This is a genomic window from Mesorhizobium sp. LEGMi-168a (assembly GCF_058312955.1).
On the sequence record NZ_JBZEGV010000004.1, the window covers coordinates 255,852 to 276,819 of the forward strand.

The 20,968-nt window shown below is 65.4% G+C and carries 17 protein-coding genes; 9 read left to right on the forward strand and 8 right to left on the reverse strand.

The annotated features are described in order from the left end of the window. Positions 1-56: 56 nt before the first annotated feature. Positions 57-1,331, reverse strand: coding sequence for an NAD(P)/FAD-dependent oxidoreductase (locus tag AC4FWB_RS08410; RefSeq protein ID WP_491025505.1), 1,275 nt, complete (start codon positions 1,329-1,331; stop codon positions 57-59). 16 nt (positions 1,332-1,347) lie between these two features. Continuing rightward, complete coding sequence (locus AC4FWB_RS08415; protein WP_491025506.1) at positions 1,348-2,016, reverse strand: haloacid dehalogenase type II; 669 nt, start codon at positions 2,014-2,016, stop codon at positions 1,348-1,350. A 318-nt stretch (positions 2,017-2,334) separates the two neighbouring features. Here AC4FWB_RS08415 and AC4FWB_RS08420 point away from each other — a divergent pair, with 318 nt between their 5' ends. The 7 genes from AC4FWB_RS08420 (at position 2,335) to AC4FWB_RS08450 (ending at position 10,736) form a co-directional block, all read left to right on the forward strand. Further along, a complete protein-coding gene (locus AC4FWB_RS08420; RefSeq protein WP_491025577.1) occupies positions 2,335-3,174 on the forward strand; it encodes a GNAT family N-acetyltransferase in 840 nt (279 codons plus the stop codon). Positions 3,175-3,188: 14 nt separating this feature from the next. Next, complete coding sequence (locus tag AC4FWB_RS08425) at positions 3,189-4,562, forward strand: aspartate aminotransferase family protein (protein ID WP_491025508.1); 1,374 nt, start codon at positions 3,189-3,191, stop codon at positions 4,560-4,562. Between the two features lie 240 nt (positions 4,563-4,802). After that, positions 4,803-5,525 (forward strand): HAD-IA family hydrolase, encoded by a 723-nt coding sequence (locus AC4FWB_RS08430; protein WP_491025509.1) that lies wholly within the window; start codon positions 4,803-4,805, stop codon positions 5,523-5,525. A 63-nt stretch (positions 5,526-5,588) separates the two neighbouring features. Further along, a complete protein-coding gene (locus tag AC4FWB_RS08435; RefSeq protein WP_491025510.1) occupies positions 5,589-7,199 on the forward strand; it encodes an ABC transporter substrate-binding protein in 1,611 nt (536 codons plus the stop codon). An 86-nt stretch (positions 7,200-7,285) separates the two neighbouring features. Continuing rightward, positions 7,286-8,236 (forward strand): ABC transporter permease, encoded by a 951-nt coding sequence (locus AC4FWB_RS08440; protein ID WP_126099041.1) that lies wholly within the window; start codon positions 7,286-7,288, stop codon positions 8,234-8,236. Next, positions 8,233-9,084, forward strand: coding sequence for an ABC transporter permease (locus AC4FWB_RS08445; RefSeq protein ID WP_491025511.1), 852 nt, complete (start codon positions 8,233-8,235; stop codon positions 9,082-9,084). Before AC4FWB_RS08440 ends, AC4FWB_RS08445 begins: the two co-directional genes overlap by 4 nt. Further along, on the forward strand, positions 9,081-10,736 hold the full coding sequence (locus AC4FWB_RS08450; protein ID WP_491025513.1) for an ABC transporter ATP-binding protein: 1,656 nt from the start codon (positions 9,081-9,083) through the stop codon (positions 10,734-10,736). The genes AC4FWB_RS08445 and AC4FWB_RS08450 overlap by 4 nt, the downstream gene beginning before the upstream one ends. A 90-nt stretch (positions 10,737-10,826) precedes the next feature. Here AC4FWB_RS08450 and AC4FWB_RS08455 read toward each other — a convergent pair whose 3' ends face one another. Beyond that, positions 10,827-11,303, reverse strand: a complete 477-nt coding sequence (locus AC4FWB_RS08455; RefSeq protein ID WP_491025514.1) for an Lrp/AsnC family transcriptional regulator — start codon at positions 11,301-11,303, stop codon at positions 10,827-10,829. Positions 11,304-11,526: 223 nt separating this feature from the next. Here AC4FWB_RS08455 and AC4FWB_RS08460 point away from each other — a divergent pair, with 223 nt between their 5' ends. Beyond that, positions 11,527-12,852, forward strand: coding sequence for an NAD(P)/FAD-dependent oxidoreductase (locus tag AC4FWB_RS08460; protein ID WP_491025578.1), 1,326 nt, complete (start codon positions 11,527-11,529; stop codon positions 12,850-12,852). Positions 12,853-12,875: 23 nt separating this feature from the next. On the opposite strand, the gene AC4FWB_RS08465 is transcribed toward AC4FWB_RS08460, so the two are convergent. The 5 genes from AC4FWB_RS08465 to AC4FWB_RS08485 all read right to left on the reverse strand — a co-directional run bounded on the left by AC4FWB_RS08465 (position 12,876) and on the right by AC4FWB_RS08485 (position 19,603). After that, the gene (locus AC4FWB_RS08465; RefSeq protein WP_491025515.1) at positions 12,876-14,243 is read right to left on the reverse strand and encodes an FAD/NAD(P)-dependent oxidoreductase; all 1,368 of its coding nucleotides are present in this window, start codon (positions 14,241-14,243) and stop codon (positions 12,876-12,878) included. Then, positions 14,240-14,542, reverse strand: coding sequence for a (2Fe-2S)-binding protein (locus AC4FWB_RS08470; protein WP_491025516.1), 303 nt, complete (start codon positions 14,540-14,542; stop codon positions 14,240-14,242). Before AC4FWB_RS08470 ends, AC4FWB_RS08465 begins: the two co-directional genes overlap by 4 nt. Then, a complete protein-coding gene (locus tag AC4FWB_RS08475; RefSeq protein WP_491025517.1) occupies positions 14,539-16,524 on the reverse strand; it encodes a hydantoinase B/oxoprolinase family protein in 1,986 nt (661 codons plus the stop codon). Before AC4FWB_RS08475 ends, AC4FWB_RS08470 begins: the two co-directional genes overlap by 4 nt. Before the next feature lie 4 nt (positions 16,525-16,528). Then, positions 16,529-18,607 carry a hydantoinase/oxoprolinase family protein gene (locus AC4FWB_RS08480; RefSeq protein ID WP_491025518.1) on the reverse strand — a complete coding sequence of 693 codons (2,079 nt, stop codon included), beginning with the start codon at positions 18,605-18,607 and terminating at the stop codon, positions 16,529-16,531. A 90-nt stretch (positions 18,608-18,697) separates the two neighbouring features. Then, entirely contained in the window at positions 18,698-19,603 is a 906-nt protein-coding gene (locus tag AC4FWB_RS08485) for a LysR family transcriptional regulator (RefSeq protein ID WP_491025519.1), read from the reverse strand. Positions 19,604-19,822: 219 nt separating this feature from the next. On the opposite strand from AC4FWB_RS08485, the gene AC4FWB_RS08490 reads away from it, so the two are divergent. Continuing rightward, positions 19,823-20,941, forward strand: coding sequence for an NAD(P)/FAD-dependent oxidoreductase (locus tag AC4FWB_RS08490; RefSeq protein ID WP_491025520.1), 1,119 nt, complete (start codon positions 19,823-19,825; stop codon positions 20,939-20,941). Positions 20,942-20,968: the final 27 nt, after the last annotated feature.

Below are 20,968 nucleotides of genomic sequence, written 5' to 3' on the forward strand. Positions count from 1 at the left end.
GCAGTAGGGAATAAGCGCCCTATACCTACTCCCCTACTCCCCTACTCCCCTAATGCCTACTGAACCCTGTCGAGCGCCTTGTAGTAGAGGCCGACCATCGGCAGGAACCAGGGCTTGCCGGAATAGCCGGGAATGGCAGGCCACTCGACACCCTTCATCGGATTGCGGTCCTCGCGGCCGAGCATGGCATCGGCCATGATCATGCCGAGATGGGTGGAAAGCTGCGCGCCGTGGCCGGAATAGCCCATCGCGTACCAGACCCCGTCATGGTAGCCGGCGCGCGGGAAGCGGTCCTTGGTCATGTCGACCAGCCCGCCCCAGCAATAGTCGATCTCGACCTTGGCGAGCTGCGGAAAGATCGCGGCGAGGCCTGCCCGCAATATCTGTCCGCTCTTGGCGTCGGAGCGCTGGTCCAAGGTCGCCGAGAAACGTGCGCGGCCGCCGAAGATCAGACGCTTGTCCGGCGAGGCCCGGAAGTAGTTGCCGATGTTCATCGAGGTCACGCATGTCCGGTTGCCCGGCATGGTCGCGGCGATCTCGGCGTCGCTCAACGGCCGGGTCGCGATGATGAAGCTGCCGACCGAGATGATCCTGCGGCGGAAATAGCCGAAATTCGGCGTCGTGTAGGCGCCGGTCGCCACCAGCACGTTGTCGGCGCTGATCCGGCCGCGGGATGTGGTCAACTCATGCCGGTTGCCGGCCTGCTTGCGGTCCGTCACCCTGGTGTCCTCGTGGATGATGGCGCCGTGGCGGGCCGCGGCCGTGGCGAGGCCGGCCACATAGCGGCCCATATGCATCATGGCGCTTTTCTTCGACAGCATCGCGCCATGGAAGGGCGAGCCGATCTCGGACCTGAGATCAGCCGCCGACAGCAGCGCCGTGTCCGGATCGACCTCGGCATGGATGGCTTCGAAATTGCGGGCGATGGCTTCGAAATGCTGCGGCTTGGAGGCGAGCTTCAGCTTGCCGGCGCGGCGGAAATTGCAGTCGATGCCTTCCTCTACGACCAGCGCCTCGATGGTGTCGACGGATGAGTCCAGCGCCCGGTAGAGCGCGATTGCCCGTTCCTTGCCGAGCTCCGCCTTGGCCGAAAGATAGCTGTGGGCGAGGCCGTTGTTGAGATGCCCGCCATTGCGCCCGGATGCGCCCCAGCCCACTCGCTCCGCTTCCAGCACAGCCACCTTGGCGCCGGCCTTCGCCAACTGGCGCGCGGCGGCGAGACCGGTGAAGCCGCCGCCGACGATGGCGGCATCGTAGTGCCCCTCGAGCGGGCCTTGCGCCGCGCCGGAAAAGACGGGGGCCGTGTCGTGCCAATAGGAGACCAGCTTCATCGGCAATCCGCCTGTTTCAAAGCCCGACCACGCCCGGCAATCCGGAAATGTTGGCGATCTCGACATAGCCGTAATAGGGGTTGGCCGGTTCGTGGCCTCGGTTGACCCAGACCTTGTTCTTGATGCCGAGATCGTGCGCCGACATCAGGTCGTAGCGGAACGAAGACGAACAGTGAAGGATATCTTCCGGGCCGCAGCCCAGCCTATCGAACATGTACTCGAACGCCTTGAAGCGGGGCTTGTAGGCCTGCGCCTGCTCGGCCGTGTAGACGGCATGGAACGGCGCGCCGAGCTTTTCGACATTGGACATGATCTGCGCGTTCATGGCGTTGGAGAGGATGACCAGCGGGATTTCTTTGGCGACCTTCGCCAGCCCGGCCGGGACGTCCGCGTGAGGCCCCCAGGTCGGGACACGCTCATAGACCATCCTGGCGTCGTCGGCACTGAAGGCGACGCCGTTGCGCTTGCAGGCGCGCTCGAGCGCATTATGGATGACGTCGGCATAGGGCTTCCAGTCGCCCAGGATCTCGTCGAGCCGGTAGGCCGCGAAGTTCTTGATGAATTCCAGCATGCGCGGCTCATCCAGCCGGCTGCCGTAGAGGTCGCGCGCTGCTTCCGCCATCTGGAAATTGGTCAACGTGCCGTAGCAGTCGAAGGTGATGTATTTGGGCCTGAAAGAAGCCATGTCCGTCGATCTCCGGTGGAAGCACATCCGCGTTGGATGTGTTTCATCATAGGCCGGCAGGCGGCGAGCCACCTGACCGAAATGGCCTTTCCGAAAGCAGAAAGTTCTGTATCCGCCGTCCGGTTTGGCACGCTGTAGCATCTTGCCTGTCGATGGCGGTGCCGTCCCGCGCCGTGAAGCGCATCCGCCGCAAGCAGTGCAGCACAAGATGCGGCGCGCGCCCCGCGCAACGGCGAATGATACCGCCGAAGCCGAAACCTTCAGACGATCTGCGGCGCGCCGATGGCCGAGACTTGGGCGCAGACGGAAGGGTGCTTCATGCAGCAGGACGAGATCGAACTCCGGGACTTCGGGTCCGACCATATCGAGGGCGCGGTGACGCTTTCTCGCCAGGAGAATTGGCCGCATCGCCCGCAAGACTGGCAGATGGCGCTGCAGCTCTCGAGCGGCGCGGTCGCGCTCGACGACCGGGGCCGCGTCACCGGGACCATCCTGGTAACGCCCTATGGCGCGGATTGCGCCATGATCAACATGGTGATCGTCGACAGGAACGCGCGCGGCAAGGGGCTCGGGCGCCGGCTCATGGAACAGGCCTTCGCCCTTGCCGGGAACCGTCCGCTGCGGCTCGTCGCGACGACCGACGGCATGCCTCTTTATCAGAAGCTGGGCTTCGTGCCCTCGGGTACCATCCTGCAACATCAGGGTACGGTGGCAGCGCTTGACGCGCGTGACGGCGTGGAAGCAGCAGGCACCGGCGATCTGCCGGAAATCAAGGCGTTGGACCGCGACGCCTATGGCGCCGACCGTGAAGCCCTGATCGATGCGCTGGCCGAGCGCGGCCAATTCGCCGTCATTCGCCGGCACGGCGTCATCGAGGCTTACGCGGCGATCCGCCCGTTCGGACGCGGCGAGGTGATCGGCCCGGTCATCGCGGGAAGTGCCTTGGAAGCCAGGGCTCTTATTAGTTTCTTCGCCTCAACCCGTCCCGGCGCCTTCCTGCGCGTCGACACCGACAGCAGGACCGGCATCGCCGGCTGGCTGAAGGAGATCGGCCTCGCCCATGTCGGCGGCGGAGTGGCTATGGACCGTCCGCCCAAGAAGGGCGCCGAACAGGTCAGGCCAAAAGTTTACGCACTCGCCAATCAGGCGCTCGGCTAGTTCGGAGGATAACAATGCTTGCCAATTCCTTGGTCGAACTCGACCGCGCCCATCTCATCCACCCGGTCTCCTCATACCGCGGCCATGAGGCGATCGGCGTGCGCGTGCTGAAATCGGCGAAGGGAGCGACGGTGACTGATGCATCCGGCCGGCAACTGCTCGACGGTTTCGCAGGGCTGTGGTGCGTCAATGCCGGCTACGGCCACGACAGCATCGTCGAGGCCGCGGCTCGCCAGATGCGCGAGCTTCCCTACGCCACCGCCTATTTCGACCTCGGCTCGGAGCCGGCCATCCGGCTCGCCTCGGAACTGGCCGAGCGCGCGCCGGGAGATCTCAATCACGTCTATTTCACGCTTGGCGGATCGGACGCGGTCGACAGCACGATCCGTTTCGTCCGCTACCACTGGAATGCGAAGGGCGAGCCGAAGCGCGACCAATTCATTTCGATCGAGCAGGGCTATCACGGGTCGTCAGTGGTCGGCGCGGGCCTCACCGCCCTGCCCGCCTTTCACGCTGGCTTCGGCATTCCCCTTGATTGGCAGCACAAGATCCCCTCCCCCTATCCTTACCGCAATCCGGTGGGCGAGGATGGGAACGCGATCATCGCCGCGTCGCTCGCCGCGTTGAAGGCCAAGATCGAGGAGATCGGGCCGGAACGCGTCGCCGCCTTCTATGCCGAGCCAATCCAGGGCTCGGGCGGTGTCATCGTCCCGCCGAAAGGCTGGATCAAGGCCATGCGCGAGCTTTGCCGGGAGTACGGCATCCTGTTCATCGCCGATGAGGTGATCACCGGTTTCGGCCGCACGGGACCGCTGTTTGCCTGCACCGACGAGGATATCGTTCCCGACTTCATGACGACGGCGAAGGGACTGACCTCGGGCTATGTTCCGATGGGCGCAGTGTTCATGGCCGATCATGTCTACGACGTCATCGCCGATGGCGCGGGCGCCTCGGCCGTCGGCCACGGCTACACCTATTCGGCCCATCCGGTCAGCGCCGCCGTCGCGCTCGAGGTGCTGAAGCTCTATGAAGACGGCCTTCTGGAGAACGGCGCCAGGGCCGGCGCTCGCCTGATGGCGGGGTTGACCGGCTTGAGCGACCATCCGCTGGTCGGCGAGGTGCGCGGCCGCGGCATGCTTGCCGCAATCGAGCTGGTGGTCGACAAGAAGAGGAAGACGCCGCTTCCCGCATCGGCCATGCCGGCGCGGCGCATCTTCGACAGGGCCTGGGACAACGGCCTCATCATCCGCGCTTTTGCGCACGGCGTTCTTGGCTACGCCCCTCCGCTCTGCTGCACCGACGGCGACATCGATGCGATCGTCGAGCGCACGCGCCGAACTCTGGATCAGACATTGGATGATCCCGATGTCCGCAAGGCGCTTGCATGAAGGGCGGCGAATTTTTCGCATCTCGAAATATCGCCGGGGCAGACGATTTCGCAATTTTGTGCCGCAGCCCCGCGCCTTTTCGGCGAATCCAGCGCGGGGGAAGTGCCAGACTGCTTTTAAAGACAAGGCCAGAAAGCCCGAATTTCCGGGCTTTTGAAGAAGATGGACGCCCTGAGCAGCACGGAATTTTGTTCTGTTCAGCACTAAGCAATTCAGCCGCGCGCAGAGGAGAGCTAGTTCTTGGCCAAGGCCTTTAGCGAATTCAAATACATGACCTTCGATGTGGTCGGCACGCTGATCGACTTCGAGGGCGGCATCACGAGCTGCCTAGCCGGGATTGCCGCCGAGGCCGGTGTTGCCGTCGACGGCGAAGAAGCGCTGGCCCTTTACCGGCAGGCCCGCTACATGCCCGATGCGGGTCTGTTCCCCGATGATCTCGCGCGTGTTTACATGGTCATCGCGCCGCGGCTCGGCCTGCCGGCCGAGGAGAAATACGGCGTCCGCCTGCGGGACTCGGCCAGCATCTGGAAGGGCTTCCCCGACAGCGCGGCGGCATTGGCCAGCCTTGCGAAGTCCCACAAGCTGATTGCCATGACCAATGCCCGGCGCTGGGCGCTCGATCATTTCGAGAAGCAGCTCGGATCGAGTTTCTTCGCCACCTTTACGGCCGACGATACCGGCACGGAGAAACCGGATCCGGCCTTCTTCCAGAAGGTCTTCGATTTCGTAGCATCCCGCGGCGACAGCAAGGACGACATCCTGCACGTCGCGCAAAGCCAGCATCACGACATCGGCATTTCGCGGGCGCTTGGCATGACCAACTGCTGGATCGAGCGCCGTCACGCCCAGAAGGGTTATGGCGGCACCATCGAGCCCGAGCGCTTCACCGTGCCGGACTACCACTTCACGTCAATGGCCGCCTTCGCGGCGGCCGTGCGGGAAAGCCTGAAGGAACCAACCTGAACCCAAGCCCGGAAAGCCGCAGCAAGACGAGCATACCGACCAACCAACAGAAAGGGGAATGACATGACCGACAAGATCACCAACTGGACCAGAGCCGACGATGCCATGGTCGAGAACGCTATCCGGCGTGGCGCCAGCCGCCGCGAGCTCCTCAAGATGCTGCTGGCCGGCGGCGCCGCGGTTGCCGCGGGCGGCGTGGTGCTTGGCCGCGCCACTCAAGCCGTCGCCGCCACGCCGGTTTCCGGCGGAAATTTCAAGGCGGCCGGCTGGTCGTCCTCGACCGCTGACACGCTCGATCCGGCAAAGGCGTCGCTTTCGACCGACTATGTCCGCTGCTGCTCGCTCTACAACCGCCTGACGTTCCTCGACAAGGATGGCGTCACGCAGATGGAGCTGGCCGAGAGCTTCGACAGCAAGGACGCCAAGACCTGGACCGTGAAGCTACGCAAGGGCGTCACCTTCCACGACGGCAAGGATCTCACCGCCGACGACGTCGTCTTCTCGCTGAAGCGCCATCTCGACAAAGCGGTCGGCTCCAAGGTCGCCAAGATCGCCGCGCAGATGACCGGCTTCAAGGCAGTCGACAAGTCGACCGTCGAAATCACGCTCGCCGATCCGAATGCCGACCTCCCGACCATCCTGGCGCTGCATCACTTCATGATCGTCGCCGACGGCACCACGGACTTCTCCAAGGGCAACGGCACCGGCGCCTTCGTGCTGCAGACGTTCGAGCCCGGCGTGCGTTCGGTGGTCGCCAAGAACAAGAACTACTGGAAGTCGGGCAAGCCTTACCTCGACTCCTTCGAATTCATCGCCATCACCGACGACAGCGCCCGCGTCAACGCCCTGATTTCCGGCGACATCAATTTTGCGGCCTCGATCAATCCGCGCTCGATGAAGCTGCTGGAGAGCCAGCAGGGCTTCGAGCTGTCGAAGACGACATCGGGCAATTACACGGACCTCAACATCCGGCTCGACATGGATCCGGGCAGCAAGGCCGACTTCGTGGCCGGCATGAAGTATCTCGTCAACCGCGAGCAGATCGTCAAATCGGCTTTGCGCGGCCTCGGCGAAATCGGCAACGACCAGCCCGTGTCGCCGGCGAACATCTTCCACAATGCCGACCTCAAGCCGAAAGCTTTCGATCCGGACAAGGCGAAGTTCCACTTCCAGAAGGCGGGCGTGCTCGGCCAGTCGATCCCGGTGGTCGCGTCCGACGCCGCCACCTCGTCGATCGACATGGCGGTGATCATTCAGGCCGCCGGCGCAGATATCGGCATGAAGCTCGATGTCCAGCGCGTCCCGTCCGACGGTTACTGGGACAACTACTGGCTCAAGGCGCCGGTCCATTTCGGCAACATCAATCCGCGCCCGACACCGGACATCCTGTTCTCGCTGCTCTACGCCTCCAACGCGCCCTGGAACGAGAGCCAGTACAAGTCCGAGAAGTTCGACAAGATGCTGGTCGAAGCGCGCGGCTCGCTCGACCAGGCCAAGCGCAAGGAGATTTACAGCCAGATGCAGGTCATGGTCTCCGAGGAGGCCGGCACCATCATCCCGGCCTACATTTCCAACGTGGATGCCCTCTCCAGCAAGGTGAAGGGTTTGGAAGCGAACCCGCTCGGTGGCATGATGGGCTACGCAATGGCGGAATACCTCTGGCTCGAAGCCTGAGAGGCGCCTGCCGGGGACCGGTCAGCCGGTCCCCGGCATTGCATTGCGCAAGATTGTTTGGCCGAACGCAACCGCAGGGATCTTCCATGAAGTCTGGGGTTCTAAACCTCGTGCTGAAGCGGTTGGCGGTCGCGGTCGTCACCCTTCTGATCGTTTTGTTCGCCGTGTTTTTCGCCACCAGCATGCTGCCTGGTGACACGGCGTCGATCCTGCTCGGCCAGGCGGCGACGCCCGAGGCGGTCGCCGGGCTGCGCGAGGCCATGCATCTCAACGATCCGGCGATCCTGCGCTTCCTGCGCTGGCTTGTCGGCCTGCTCCACGGCGATCTCGGCACCTCCTACGCCAACGACATGCCGGTGGCGGCGCTGATCGGCGGGCGCTTCGTCAACACCATGAAACTCGCCGGCATCACCACGCTGATCTCGGTGCCGCTGGCGCTGACGCTCGGCATCACCGCCGCGATGCTGCGCGGCTCCCTCTACGACCGCACCGTCACCGTGCTTTCGATCGGCGTCATCTCCGTGCCGGAGTTCATGGTCGCGACGCTGGCGGTTCTGCTCTTCGCCGTCTATCTCAGATGGCTGCCGGCGCTGTCCTCGGTCAACGAGGCGCATTCGCTGACCGACATCGTGCGCATCTATGCGATGCCAGTGATCACGCTCACCTTCGTCATCTCGGCCCAGATGATCCGCATGACCCGCGCCGCGGTGATCGAAACGCTCTCCACGCCTTATGTCGAGATGGCGCTTCTGAAAGGCGCCTCGCGCAGCCGCATGGTGCTGAGGCACGCGCTTCCCAACGCGCTCGGGCCGATCGTCAACGCCGTCGCGCTCTCGCTGTCCTATCTGGTCGGCGGCGTTATCATCGTTGAGACGATCTTCAACTACCCCGGCATCGCCAAGCTGATGGTCGATGCGGTCGCGACCCGCGACCTGCCGCTGATCCAGAGCTGCGCGATGATTTTCTGTCTCGGCTATCTCCTGCTCATCACGGCCGCCGACATCATTGCCATCATGTCCAATCCGAGGCTCAGATGACGATGGCGCGCGCGGCATCCTCCCGGCGGTCCTTCCTGGGCCACAGCTACAACCTCGTGGGCGTCCTGGCCTCGCTGGTCATCCTGGCGTGGACGCTCGTCGCGATCTTCGCGCCCTACATCATTCCCCACCCGATCGGCGACATCGTCGACGACGACTATTTTGGCCCGATGCGCCAGGGGCTATGGCTCGGCTCGGACTATCTGGGCCGCGACATGCTTTCGCGGGTTCTGATGGGCGCGCGCTACACCGTCGGCATATCGCTTGCCGCCGTCTCCATCGCCTGCTTTTCCGGCGTCGTACTGGGGATGATCGCGGCCGTCACCGGCGGCTGGCTCGACACTTGCCTCAGCCGCTTCCTCGACGCCATGAACTCCATCCCAAGCAAGCTGTTCGGCCTTGTCGTCGTCGCCGCGGTCGGCTCGTCGATCCCGGTGCTGATCCTGACGCTCGCTGTCATCTACATCCCGGGCGCCTACCGTTTCGCACGGGCGCTTGCCGTCAACATCAACACCATGGACTTCATGACCGTCGCCCGCGTCCGTGGCGAGAGCACCGTCTATCTCATCGGCTCCGAGATCCTGCCCAACATCATACGCCCGGTGCTCGCCGACTTCGGCCTGCGCTTCGTCTTCATCGTGCTCTTGCTCTCCGGCCTGTCCTTCCTCGGGCTAGGCCTGCAGCCGCCTTTAGCCGACTGGGGTGCGCTGGTGCGCGAGAACATAGGCGGCCTGCCCTTCGCGGCACCGGCCGTCATCGTGCCTTCGCTCGCCATCGCCAGCCTCACCATCAGCGTCAACCTGCTGATCGACAACCTGCCGCAGAAGATCAGGGATAGGGACGCATGACCAATCTCGTCGAGGTCAGGAATCTGCGGATCGAGGCGACGACCGACGCCGGACGTCTCGTCGAAATCATCAAGGGCGTCAGTCTCGACATCCCCGATGGCGAGATCGTCGCCCTGATCGGCGAGAGCGGCTCCGGCAAGACGACGCTGGCGCTCTCGCTGATGGGCCATGCGCGGCCCGGCTGCCGGATCACAGACGGCGAGATCAACGTGGGCGGCAAGGACATGGCCGCGCTTTCCGAGAAGGAACGCGCCAAATCACGCGGCACCGACATCGCCTATGTTCCGCAAAGCGCCGCCGCCGCCTTCAACCCGGCCGCGACCATCATGGACCAGGTGATCGAGGTCACGCGCATCCACAAGCTGATGCCGCCCGAGCAGGCGCGCCGGCGCGCGGTCGAGCTCTTCAGGGCCTTGTCGCTGCCGGATCCGGAAGGGATCGGCGCCCGTTATCCGCACCAGGTTTCGGGCGGGCAATTGCAGCGGCTGGCGGCGGCCATGGCGCTTATCGGCGATCCCAAGCTGGTCATCTTCGACGAGCCGACGACCGCACTCGACGTGACGACGCAGATCGACGTGCTGAAGGCGTTCAAGTCGGTGATGCGGGCGGGCGGGATAGCGGGTGTCTACGTCTCGCACGACCTCGCGGTCGTCGCCCAGATCGCCGACCGGATCGTAGTGCTGAAGGGCGGCGAAGTGCAGGAGACCGGCACCACGGCGGCAATACTTTCGGCTGCCAAGCACCCCTACACGCGGGAACTGCTGGCCGCCTTCGAACCGAAGCCAAGGCAGACGCAGGCGGATGGAGATTCGGGAGCGAAGCCGCTGCTTCGCATCGACAATCTGACGGCCGGATACGGACCGGTGAAACCTGACGGGCAGCCGGTTATCCGCGCGGTCGAGTCCGTCAGCCTGGTCGTGGAGAAGGGGCGCAATCTCGGCGTCATCGGCGAATCCGGCTGCGGAAAATCGACGTTGGCGCGAGCCATCGCCGGCATCCATCCGGCGGCCTCCGGCGACATCGTCTTCGACGGTAAGGCGCTGGAGCGCGCCGCGAGGAACCGCAGCCGCGACCAGCTGCGCGAGATGCAGATTGTGTTCCAGTATGCCGATACCGCGCTCAATCCGGCCAAGCCGGTCGAGGACATCGTCTCGCGGCCGCTGGCCTTCTATCACCGGCTCGACAGGCAGGCGCGCTCGAAGCGCGTCGACGAACTGCTCGACATGGTGCGCCTGCCGAAGGCGCTGCGCTACCGTCATCCGTCGGAACTCTCGGGCGGCCAGAAGCAGCGGGTGAACTTCGCGCGTGCTCTGGCGGCCGACCCCAAGCTCATCATCTGCGACGAAATCACCTCGGCGCTCGACACGGTGGTGGCGTCCGCCGTGATCGAGCTGCTCAAGGAGCTGCAGCGCGAGCTGGGTTTGTCCTACATCTTCATCAGCCACGACCTCTCGGTGGTCGAGGCCATCTGCGACCAGATCATGGTGATGTACAATGGCGAGCGGGTGGAGCAGATCACGCCGGACAAGGTGAAGGCGCCCACCCACCCCTATTCCAAGCTGCTGTTCTCCTCCGTGCCGAAGCTCGATCCGACCTGGCTCGACGGTCTCGTCCGCGACTCCGAGCTGGTCAGCCAGTACGGCCATCGCTAATGCATGTCGCCCAAAAGTGCGCAGCGGTTTTGGGAGAACGACATGCATCAAACAAAGACTTGAAACGCGTCGCCTGAAAGCGGCAGAACCTCACATCGGAAACAGGCTGGGCAGCGGCATGTGCGCCTTCACGATGGGAGACTTCAGCACCACGAACGAGAAATACTTGTCGATGCCGATATCCATATCGGTCAGCCGCTCCATGATCGTCTGGTATTCGCCGATGCCGGCGGTCACGAATTTCATCAGGTAGTCGTAGCCGCCTGACACAAGGTGGCATTCGATGACCTGGTCGATCTTCTCGACGACGGAGAGAAAGCGGGCGAAGTCGACCTGGCGGTGGTTCTTCAAGGTGATTTCGGTGAAGACGGTCAGCGTCTGGCCGAGCTTGCCGATATTGACCTGCGCCGAATAGCCTTCGATGTAGCCCTCCGACTGGAGTTTCTTGACCCGCATCAGGCATGGGCTCGGCGACAGGTGCACCAGCTCGGCCAGTTCCACATTGGTGATGCGGCCGTTCTTCTGCAGTTCGTAAAGAATCTTGATGTCGATCCGATCCAGTTTCACGGCCATCTCCACAGAACGCACGCCACAGCACAAAATGCCGCGTTGCCAATAACCATCGACACTACCACAGCCCGGTGGCCTGTCCATCAGAGCGGACACCGCTTTGAAACGCATCGACTCCCGATTTCAACCGAGCTGCCGGAATAAAATTCTGCTTCAGCCTCAACTGCGGCAGCGGCTGCCTTCGCAACGCGCTAGATTGGCGCTTCAAGGTGGAGAGACCATGCGCGCGCCGCTGCAGCAAATCGAGACATCCGGCGAACTGCCGCAATCCGCCGACGCGGTGGTGATCGGCGGCGGCATCGTCGGCGTCTTCGCTGCCTATTATCTGGCGCGGCGCGGCATGAAGGTCGCGCTTATCGAAAAGGGACGCATCGGCGCCGAGCAGTCTTCCCGGAACTGGGGATGGTGCCGTCAGCAAAACCGCGATGCCCGCGAGTTGCCGATGGCGACCCGAAGCCTGGATCTGTGGGAGCGCTTTGCGGCGGAAACCGGCGAAGATACCGGTTTTCGCCGCTGCGGCCTGCTCTACCTCAGCAATGACGAGGCGGAACTGGCCGGCTGGGCGCGCTGGCGTGACTTCGCCAGAACGGCCGGCGTCACCACGCATATGCTCGACAGCGCCGAGGCCAGCGAGCGGGGCCGCGCCACGGGCCGGACCTGGAAGGGCGGCGTCTTCTCGCCGACCGACGGCACCGCCGATCCGTCGCGTGCCGCGCCCGCGGTCGCTCGCGCCATCCTGAAGCTCGGCGGCACCGTCCACCAGAATTGCGCCGCACGCGGCATCGAGATCGAGGGCGGACGCCTGAGTGGCGTGGTCACCGAAAGCGGAACGATCCGGACGAAGGCGGCAGTGCTGGCCGGGGGCGCCTGGGCGTCTTCCTTTTGCCATCAGTTCGGCTTCCGCTTTCCGCAGGCGTCGATCCGCTCCTCCATCCTGTCGGTCTCGCCCGGTGCGGAAGGCCTGCCGGATGCGCTGCACACGGCAAGGATCTCGGCCACGCGTCGCGGCGACGGCGGCTACACGCTTGCGATCAGCGGACGCGGGCGCGTGGACGTGACGCCGCAGCAGTTGCGCTTCTCCTCGCAGTTCGTCCCGATGTTCCTGAAGCGGTGGCGAAGCCTCGCGCCCGGCGGCCTGCAGGGCATGAGCTCGGGCCACGAAACGCTGCGACACTGGCGGCTCGACCGGCCGACGCCGATGGAGCGGATGCGCATCCTCGATCCGGTCCCGGACCGGGCAACCATCCGCCTGACCCACGCCCGCGCGCTCGAGCTGTTGCCGGCGCTGCGCCAGACAACGATCAGCGCGGCCTGGGCCGGCTACATCGACAGCACACCGGACGGCGTACCGGCCATCGGCGAGATACAGAGCGTTCCGGGTTTCTTCCTGGCTGCCGGATTCTCGGGACACGGCTTCGGCATCGGGCCGGGTGCCGGGCACCTCGTTGCCGATCTGGTGACCGGGTCGCAACCGATCGTCGATCCGACATCCTATGACCCACGGCGCTTCGATGCTTCGGCCTGGGGAAAGGTTGCCGACTTCTAGATCGCGTGGCCTTCTGCTCCGCATCAGCCTTCCCGAAGAAAAGCGCCGACAGGCGCCGGTCGGACCGGAGCCTGCCCACGGAACCGGCCGACAGTATCGGGTGTACATCCGGCTTGCGCCGCAACGAGTTCGACGGCAGCCAATTGGCAATAGCGCCCCTGGCAGCGGCCCATGCCGACGCGTGAGAGCGATTTCACCCGGTTGGCCTCGCCGCCGCCGAAGTCCACGCCCTCGCGCACAGCTCCGGCAGTCACATTCTCGCAGCGGCAGACGATCGCGTCGTCGGAGAGTGCCCGTACCATCGCGGATGGCCAGGGAAAGGCGCGAGCCAGACCGCGGGCAAAGCGCTCGAGCCGCGCCAGCTTGCGCAGATCGGCACTGACGGGAGGCGCCTGACGTCCGAGATCGGAAAGGCACGCCGCAGCGGCAATGCGTCCCGCGATCTCCGCACCGTCCGCTCCGAGCAGGCGAACCCCGTCGCCGGCAAGGTAGACGCCGTTGCCGGCGCGGCCCACCCCGTCGGTCTTAGGCAGCCACTGCCGCCACTGTTCGTCATAGGTGAAGGCGCATCCCGTCAGGTCTGCCAGATGCGTTTCCGCCCGCAGGTGCCAGCCCATTCCGATCATGTCGCATGCGGTGAGACGCTCCCGGCCGCGGGCATCGCGCCAGCGCAGCGCTGTGACGCCCGTCTCGTCCGCCTCGATACTGTCCAGCGCCACGCCAGCTTGATAGCGGCGGCCAAGCCACGCCCGTAGGGCTAGGCCGCGCAGCGCCACGACCGGCCGGGCGGCAAGCCCCCGGAACCCCTGCATCTGCTGATGCCAGGACGAGGTGTCGAGCACCGCCGCCACATCCGCTCCAGCCTTGAGGAGTTGCGCGCCGACAAGCGTCAGCAGAGGCCCGGAACCCATCAGGACGATGCGTCGCCCGAGGGCCACGCCCTGCGCCTTGAGCGCGATCTGCGCAGCACCAAGGCTGTAGACGCCGGCGCGCTGCCAGCCTGGGACCGGAGCGACGCGGTCGGATGCGCCGGTAGCAAGGATCAGGCGATCATAACCGATCACCTGCACGCCGCCCTCCCCCAGCACGTGCAGCCGCCCCTCATGCGCGGCGATGACGGAGCTCAGCGCGCAATGGGTGAGGCGCCCCTCCTCGGCCAGCCGATCGAAGAGCGCATGCAGCGCGCGCGCCTTCGCCGCCTCGGAGTCATAGAGCTGTTCCGGCGTGCGGACGAAGCCGGCAGGCGGACGGCGATAGATCTGCCCGCCCGCGCGATACCCTTCGTCGATCACCACCGGATGGAGCCCGGCATCGACCAATGTCGCGGCGGCCCTTATGCCGGCCGGACCCGTGCCGACGATCACGACCCGCGGCAACGAGGTTTCGTTCACGGCCAGCCCTCCGGCGGCGTCGTGCGCAGCCGCATGCCCTCAACGATAGAAGTTGTGCACGCGCGCAGACGCGATCCCTCCTCCTGCCAGACCCAGCAATCCTGGCAGGCTCCCATCAGGCAGAAGCCTGCGCGCGGATCGGGTCCGAACTCCGAACTCCGTAGGGCGTGCCCCAACGCCAGCATGGCGGTCAGCACGGTGTCGCCCGCCAGCGCGCCGCGCATCTCACCGTCGAGAAAGAACTGCACTCCTGTCCGGTCGCGCTCGGCCAGCCGGACGATGCGCCCGGGCGCGATCATTCCGCGGCCTCTCGCACCGGGCGGGGACGAGGCAATTCGGGGAAGCGTTCGCAAACGGCATCGAAGGCCGCCTGAACGCCTTCCGGCCCTGAGCGCCCCTTTATGCGGCGGAAGATCTCCGTCTTGGCGAAGAACCGCCAGTGGATCGGCAAGGCGTCCAGCAGAGTGTGGAGCCGATCGTAAGCAGCCGGCGTCCATTGCGCTTCGTAGCCTTCACGCTCCGGACCGAAATGGAAATGGCCGGCTTCCGGCTTATGCCGCGCGCGCAGCCGCTCCGTCGCCTGCGCGTCGACCTCGCCGCCGCTGAGGACGACGCCATAGTCGCGCTCGGCCGCTCCCGCCGAGACATAGCCGCGCCGCACATCCTCAGCGACCCGCCAAGGCTCGCGTTGATGCGGATCGCCGCGCCCGCCGCCTCCGGCGGAGCGGATTTCCAGCACGTCGCCGGGCTGCAAGACTGCCGTGTCGATATTGCCCAGCCGCCGCTCGTGCTCGGTCCCCGGATTGACGACCATGTCCGACAGGCCGGCTGCCTTGCCGCCCAGCACGCCCCATGGACGGAAGAAGCTGCGGTCGCGGTTGCGCGCCGTGATCCTGGAGTCCGGGGCAAAGACGCGGAAGGCCATCTCGGTCGCCAGTCCGCCGCGCCAGCGACCCGCACCGCCGCTGTCCTTGGCGAGCCCGTATTTCACGAATTCGACCGGCGTCTCGGTCTCGGTGATCTCGATCGGCGTGTTCTTCAGATACGCGGCATCGGCGCCCGATCCGTTGGTGCCATCGCGATGCGGCATCGCGCCGCCGCCGCCGACCACCGGGTTCACCGCGGCGATGACGCTCCGGCTGCTGCGCTCGTCGATGGACATGACGTTGACGATGCAGTTGTTGCCGGCCGGTGCCGCGGGCAGCCGCTGCGGCACCGCTTGCGAGAACGCGCCGAAGATGACCGAGCGCAGCCGGGCGCAGGTGAGCGAGCGCATGCCGACGGCGGCGGGATGGACCGGGTTCAGCACTGACCCCTCTGGAGTGATGCAGGTAAACGGCCGGGTGAGACCCGTGTTGAGCAGGATCTTCGGGTTGAGCGTGTAGAGCACGTAGTAGACGCCGACCAGCAGCATCGTGTGGCGCGGGTCGCCGCCCGAAGGTACGTTGAGCGAGGAGCCGAGCTGCGGATCGGAGCCGGTGAAGTCGAGCACTGCCTCGTCGCCTTTGATCGTCAGCGTCAACTTCAGCCGGCAGGGATTGGCCTCGACCGAATCCTCGTCGGCATAGTCGGCGAATTCCCATGTGCCGTCGGGCATCGAGCGCAGCACGTCGCGTGCCTGCGCCTCGGCATGGTCGAGCAGAGCGGCAACGCCTTCGATGAAGCCGGCCTTGCCGAACTTCCTCACCATCGCCTGGATCTTGCGCTCGCCAGTGTTGAGCGCGCCGACCAGCGCCTTGATGTCGCCGATGTTGAGGTCGGGCTTGCGCACATTGGTGCTCATGATCCGCAGGATCGTCTCGTCGAAGACGCCCTCCCTCACCAGCTTCATCGGAGGAAAGCGGATGCCTTCCTGGTGGATTTCGGTCAGCGCCCGGCTGAGCGAGGCCGGCACCGCCCCGCCCATATCGGTGTTGTGGATGTGCCCTCCGGTCCAGGCGACGATCTCGCCCTCGACGAAGACCGGCTTCCACAGGTGCGTGTCGGGCGCGTGCGTGGCGACGTGGCCCGAATAGGGATCGTTGGTGAAAGCGACGTCGCCCGGCCGGTAATCATCGACCATCGCGATCGCGCGGTGGTACGAAAGCCCCGGATACCAGGTGGCGCCGAGTTCCATCGGGACGGCGAAGGTCGCCCCTGAACGGTCCATCAGCATCACGGTAAAATCCTGCGTCTCCTTGACGAAAGCGGAATGCGCGGTGCGGTGCAGCGTGTGGGCCATGTTCTCGGCTGCCGCGCGGGCATGGTTTGCGAGAACCTGCAGGTTTGTGCGGTCAAACAAGGCGTCACTCCGCGAAGGTCAGAAGAAGGTTGAGATGGCGATCGACCCTTGCCTGCGTTCCAGCGGGAATGGCAAAGGTGGTGTCTTCCTGCACCACCACGGCTGGCCCCTGGAACGTGCTGCCCGGCACGAGGGTCTGCCGGTCGTGGAGGTCGACCGTCTCGACGCTCAGGCCCGTGTAGACCGGGAGCCGGCGCGCCGGAACAGCCGGCGCGTTGATCTCGTCGATCTCCGGGAAGGAGAGCGCCGGGCCCGTGCCCACGGCGGACAACCGGACATTCACAAGCTCGATCGCACCGTCCGGGTCGTGGAAATCGTAGAGTTGCTCATGAGTGCGGTGGAAGGCTTGCTCGATTGCCTCCGCGCTGCCCTCCGCCAGCCATTCCGGTGAAAGGACGACCTCGATCTCATAGCTTTGCCCGACATAGCGCATGTCGCAGGAGAGGTTGAGTTGCGCGGCCGCATCGTGCCCCTGCGCCGCAAGCCAGTCGCGGCCCTCTTGCGCGAGTTCATCGAACGCCTGGCGAATTCCTGGAAGTGATGCACCCGAGAGCGGGCTGAATATGGTGCGAATGAAGTCTCCGCGCAGATCCGCCACCAGCCCGCCTAGCGCCGACACAAGGCCGGGGCGGCGGGGCGCCATGACACGCTTCATCCCGAGCTCGCGGGCAAGAAACGCGCCGAGCATCGGGCCGCCGCCGCCGAAGGGCATCAGCGTGAACTCGCGCAAGTCGACGCCGGCGCGCGAGGCGAGCTTCTCGACCTCGACGAACATCTCCGACACCGCGATGTCGAGGATCGCCTGCGCGGTCTGCTCGACCGGGCGGCCGAGCCGCGCGGCAAGCTCGCCGACCGCGCGATGCGCCAGTCTGGTATCGATCCGGAGCTGACCATAAGCCATCTCGCTGTGGCCGAGCCATCCGCACACCACCATGGCGTCCGTCACCGTCGCCCGCTCGCCGCCACGGCCATAGCATGCCGGGCCAGGCGTTGAACCGGCGGATTCAGGCCCGACGCGCAGCACGCCTTGAGCGTCGACACTGGCGATCGAGCCGCCGCCGACACCGATCGAGCTCACCGACACGGAGGGAATATGGAGCGGAAACTCGCCGATCAGCTCGCCGGTGCCGAACTGTGGCTCGCCGCTGATGATAAGCGCGAAGTCGGCCGAGGTGCCGCCGATGTCGAGGGTGAGAACCTTGTCCTCGCCGGCCTGACGCGCCAGCCACGAGGCGCCGATGACCCCGGAGGCCGTTCCCGACAAAAGCATGTTCACGCAGGCGCGTTTGCCTTCGGCGGCGTTCATCAGCCCGCCATTCGATTTCGTCAGCAGCGGGCGGGCCGGCACGCCGCGGGTTTTCAGCCGCGCTTCCAACGCTGTCAAATAGCCGGAGACGCGCGGATGGACATAGCCATTGAGAATGGCGGTCGAGCTGCGCTCGTATTCGCGGATGACCGGCCAGACCTCGGCCGAGGAGAAGACGAAAAGGTCGGGCGCAAGGCGCGCGATCGCCGCCTTCACCGAGGCTTCCTGGGCGGCGTTGCGCCAGGAGTGAAGGAAGGACACGATGATCCCGTGCGCCCCATTCGCCTTCGCCGCCTCGACTGCTCTCCCGACAACCGTCATGTCCGGCGCCTGGGACTCACTGCCATCCGCACGCATGCGAGCCGGAATGCCGAACACCATGTCGCGCGAGATCAGCGGGTCCGGTCGCGAACAGAACAGCGAATACATGTCCGGCATGCGAAGCCGCGCGAGCTCGATCACGTCCTCGAAGTCGGCATTGGTGAACAGCGCGAGCGGCGCGCCCTTGCGTTGGATGATCGTGTTGATGCCGACCGTCGTGCCGTGCACGAAACGCGTCATATGGGTCGGATCGAAGCCTTCGCGTTCGGCCAGAAGGGCGAGGCCCGTCATCAGCTCGGCGCCCGGATCTTCCGGCGTCGTCAGCACTTTCAGCGAGGCGACCCGCCCGGAACGGGCTTCCAGCGCGCAGAAATCGATGAATGTCCCGCCGATATCGACGCCGACCTTCCAGTCGGCTTCGTTCCGCGCTGCATCCGCCGCAATGGCACTATCCATGATGCGTCCCTTCCTGTCTGCCAAACAAATGCTGGCACGACCGGATCATCCGGGTCCAAGATGGATGACGGGCTAGGTTATAAGCCTTGCTTATACTCTTCCGTCTCGTTCGCCCAGGACAGCTGAGCATGCGGCGCGGATCTGATCGCGCATCATCTCATCGGCCCGCGAAAGCGCCCGTGTCCGCGATGTAAGCAGCGCGATCGGGAATTCCGGTCCCGCTGCCAGCGGCCTGACTTCAAGCCCGGCAAACTGCCGCCACGGCAGTAGCGCGTCGACCAGGGCGATGCCCATGCCGGCCTGGACAAAGCCGACCGCGGAGATCGATACGTCGATCTCGAGCGACGGCGAAAGCGTGACACCCTGCGCGCGGGCTGCGTGGGCCAGCTCGTCGGCCGGGCGGGTGTTTCCGCGGTAGGATATCAACTCCTGCCCGACGAGATCGGCGAGCGTCAGCTCGGTCTTCTTCTGCAACGCGTGCCCGGCGGGCAGCAGGCATGCGAAGCCGACGCTGCCCATCACCTCGGCCTCGATGTCGGGTGGCAGCCGGTCGTCCATGGCCACACCGAGGCTGGCATCGCCGGCGCGCAGCATGTCGACGATTGCAGCGATCGGCGCGCTGTGGGAACGCAGCAGAATATTGGGATGCTGCGCCCGGAATTTGGTGAATGCGCGCGGCAATATTGCCATGGCCGGCGGCGGCGAGGCCGCGACCCGCACCAGCCCGGTCCGGCCCAGCCGCAGGTCGGTGGTCTTGCGGCGCAAGCCCTCGAGCCCCGCCGACAGCCTTTCGGCATCGGCGAAGATTTCGAGCGCCTCCGGAGTCGGCCGCAGCCGGCCTTTCACCCGCTCGAACAGCGCGAAGCCGAGTTCGTCCTCGGTGTGGAGCAGGACCTGGCTGAGCGCGGGCTGGGAGATGTTCAGCGTCCGCGCCGCGGCGGTCACGGTGCCGGCGCGCATGACGGCGATGAACACTTCGAGCTGCCGCGCCCGCATTGCCACTCCATAGGTAAAGCTTATGGTTCTTGTCCAAACCCATCTTTGACGCAATGCCGCGGCGCGAACAAGATGGGCGCATCGATGGATCAGCCCGCTCTGCGCTAGAGCGGTTCACCGTTTCACGGAAACGGCAAACCGCTCTATCCCTTTGTTTTTACGCAATTCCGGACGGAAAACCGTTTCACACTTTTCCTGGAATTGCTTTGAGGAACGACTATGGATGTGATCGTGCTGGGCGGCGGATTGATGGGGACGGCCTCGGCCTATTTCCTCGCCAGGCGCGGCGCACGCGTGACGCTGATCGAGCGCAACCGGATCGGCACCGGCGCAACCGTCGCCTCCTTCGGCAACATCCGGCGCACGGGGCGTCATCTGTCCCAGCTTCCGCTGGCCCACCGCTCGCTCAGGCTGTGGGGCGAGGCTGAGAAGATGCTTGGCCGAGACGTGGAATTCCGCGCCACCGGCCATATCCGGTTGATCTTCGATGAAGGCAGTCTCGCCGACATGCGGGCCTATGCCGAGGCGGCGCGGCCCTGGGGGCTCGAGCTGGAAGAACTTGGTCCGCGCGAGATTCGTGCCCGTTTCCCCGGCCTCGGTCCCGACGCGATCGCGGCATCGTTCTCGCCGCATGACGGCAGCGGCAATCCGCGGCTGATCGCGCCGGCCTTTGCCGACGCTGCGCGCAAGCTCGGTGCAGACATCGTCGAGGGGGCTGAAGTCGAGACGATCAAGCCCACGGGCACCGGTTTCGTCGTCACCACTTCAAAAGGTTCATTCGCGGCTGAGTGCCTGCTCAACACTGCCGGCGCCTGGGGCGCGCGCATCGCCGCGCAGTTCGGCGAAGAGGTTCCGCTCGACGCCCGCGGCCCGCAGATGGGCGTGACCGAGCCACTGCCGCACCGTATCCTGCCGGTCGTCGGCATCTGGACGCGTGACAAGGACTATGGCGCCTACCTGCGTCAGGTCGAACGAGGCAACATCGTCTTCGGCGGAGCGGCCGAAAGAGTGCCTGTGGACCTCGATCCCGGCCATGCGGCGGCCGACCCCGTGCGCCTGCCGGGCCAGCTGCGCGCCGTCGCGCGGCTGCTGCCGGCGATCGCGCAGGTCGCGGTCATCCGCACCTGGTCCGGCTGCGAGGGCTATGTGCGGGACATGCTGCCGGTCATGGGACGCTCGGCGACCACGCCGGGCCTGTTCCATGCCTTCGGCTTCAGCGGACACGGCTTCCAGCTCGGCCCGGGTGTGGGCGACGCCATGGCCGAGCTCATCACGAGCGGCCGCTGCGAGACGCCACTCGATGATTTCAGGATCGATCGCTTCAGCCGCGCCGCCTAAAGGGCGGTTGAGGAAGTGGAAAGAGTT

Coding starts and splice junctions, on each gene's coding strand:
- AC4FWB_RS08450 (WP_491025513.1), top strand. CDS start 9,081: ATGACCAATCTCGTCGAGGTCAGGAATCTGCGGATCGAGGCGACGACC.
- AC4FWB_RS08435 (WP_491025510.1), top strand. CDS start 5,589: ATGACCGACAAGATCACCAACTGGACCAGAGCCGACGATGCCATGGTC.
- AC4FWB_RS08440 (WP_126099041.1), top strand. CDS start 7,286: ATGAAGTCTGGGGTTCTAAACCTCGTGCTGAAGCGGTTGGCGGTCGCG.
- AC4FWB_RS08470 (WP_491025516.1), bottom strand. CDS start 14,542: ATGATCGCGCCCGGGCGCATCGTCCGGCTGGCCGAGCGCGACCGGACA.
- AC4FWB_RS08480 (WP_491025518.1), bottom strand. CDS start 18,607: ATGGATAGTGCCATTGCGGCGGATGCAGCGCGGAACGAAGCCGACTGG.
- AC4FWB_RS08445 (WP_491025511.1), top strand. CDS start 8,233: ATGACGATGGCGCGCGCGGCATCCTCCCGGCGGTCCTTCCTGGGCCAC.
- AC4FWB_RS08460 (WP_491025578.1), top strand. CDS start 11,527: ATGCGCGCGCCGCTGCAGCAAATCGAGACATCCGGCGAACTGCCGCAA.
- AC4FWB_RS08420 (WP_491025577.1), top strand. CDS start 2,335: ATGCAGCAGGACGAGATCGAACTCCGGGACTTCGGGTCCGACCATATC.
- AC4FWB_RS08410 (WP_491025505.1), bottom strand. CDS start 1,331: ATGAAGCTGGTCTCCTATTGGCACGACACGGCCCCCGTCTTTTCCGGC.
- AC4FWB_RS08415 (WP_491025506.1), bottom strand. CDS start 2,016: ATGGCTTCTTTCAGGCCCAAATACATCACCTTCGACTGCTACGGCACG.
- AC4FWB_RS08490 (WP_491025520.1), top strand. CDS start 19,823: ATGGATGTGATCGTGCTGGGCGGCGGATTGATGGGGACGGCCTCGGCC.
- AC4FWB_RS08425 (WP_491025508.1), top strand. CDS start 3,189: ATGCTTGCCAATTCCTTGGTCGAACTCGACCGCGCCCATCTCATCCAC.
- AC4FWB_RS08485 (WP_491025519.1), bottom strand. CDS start 19,603: ATGCGGGCGCGGCAGCTCGAAGTGTTCATCGCCGTCATGCGCGCCGGC.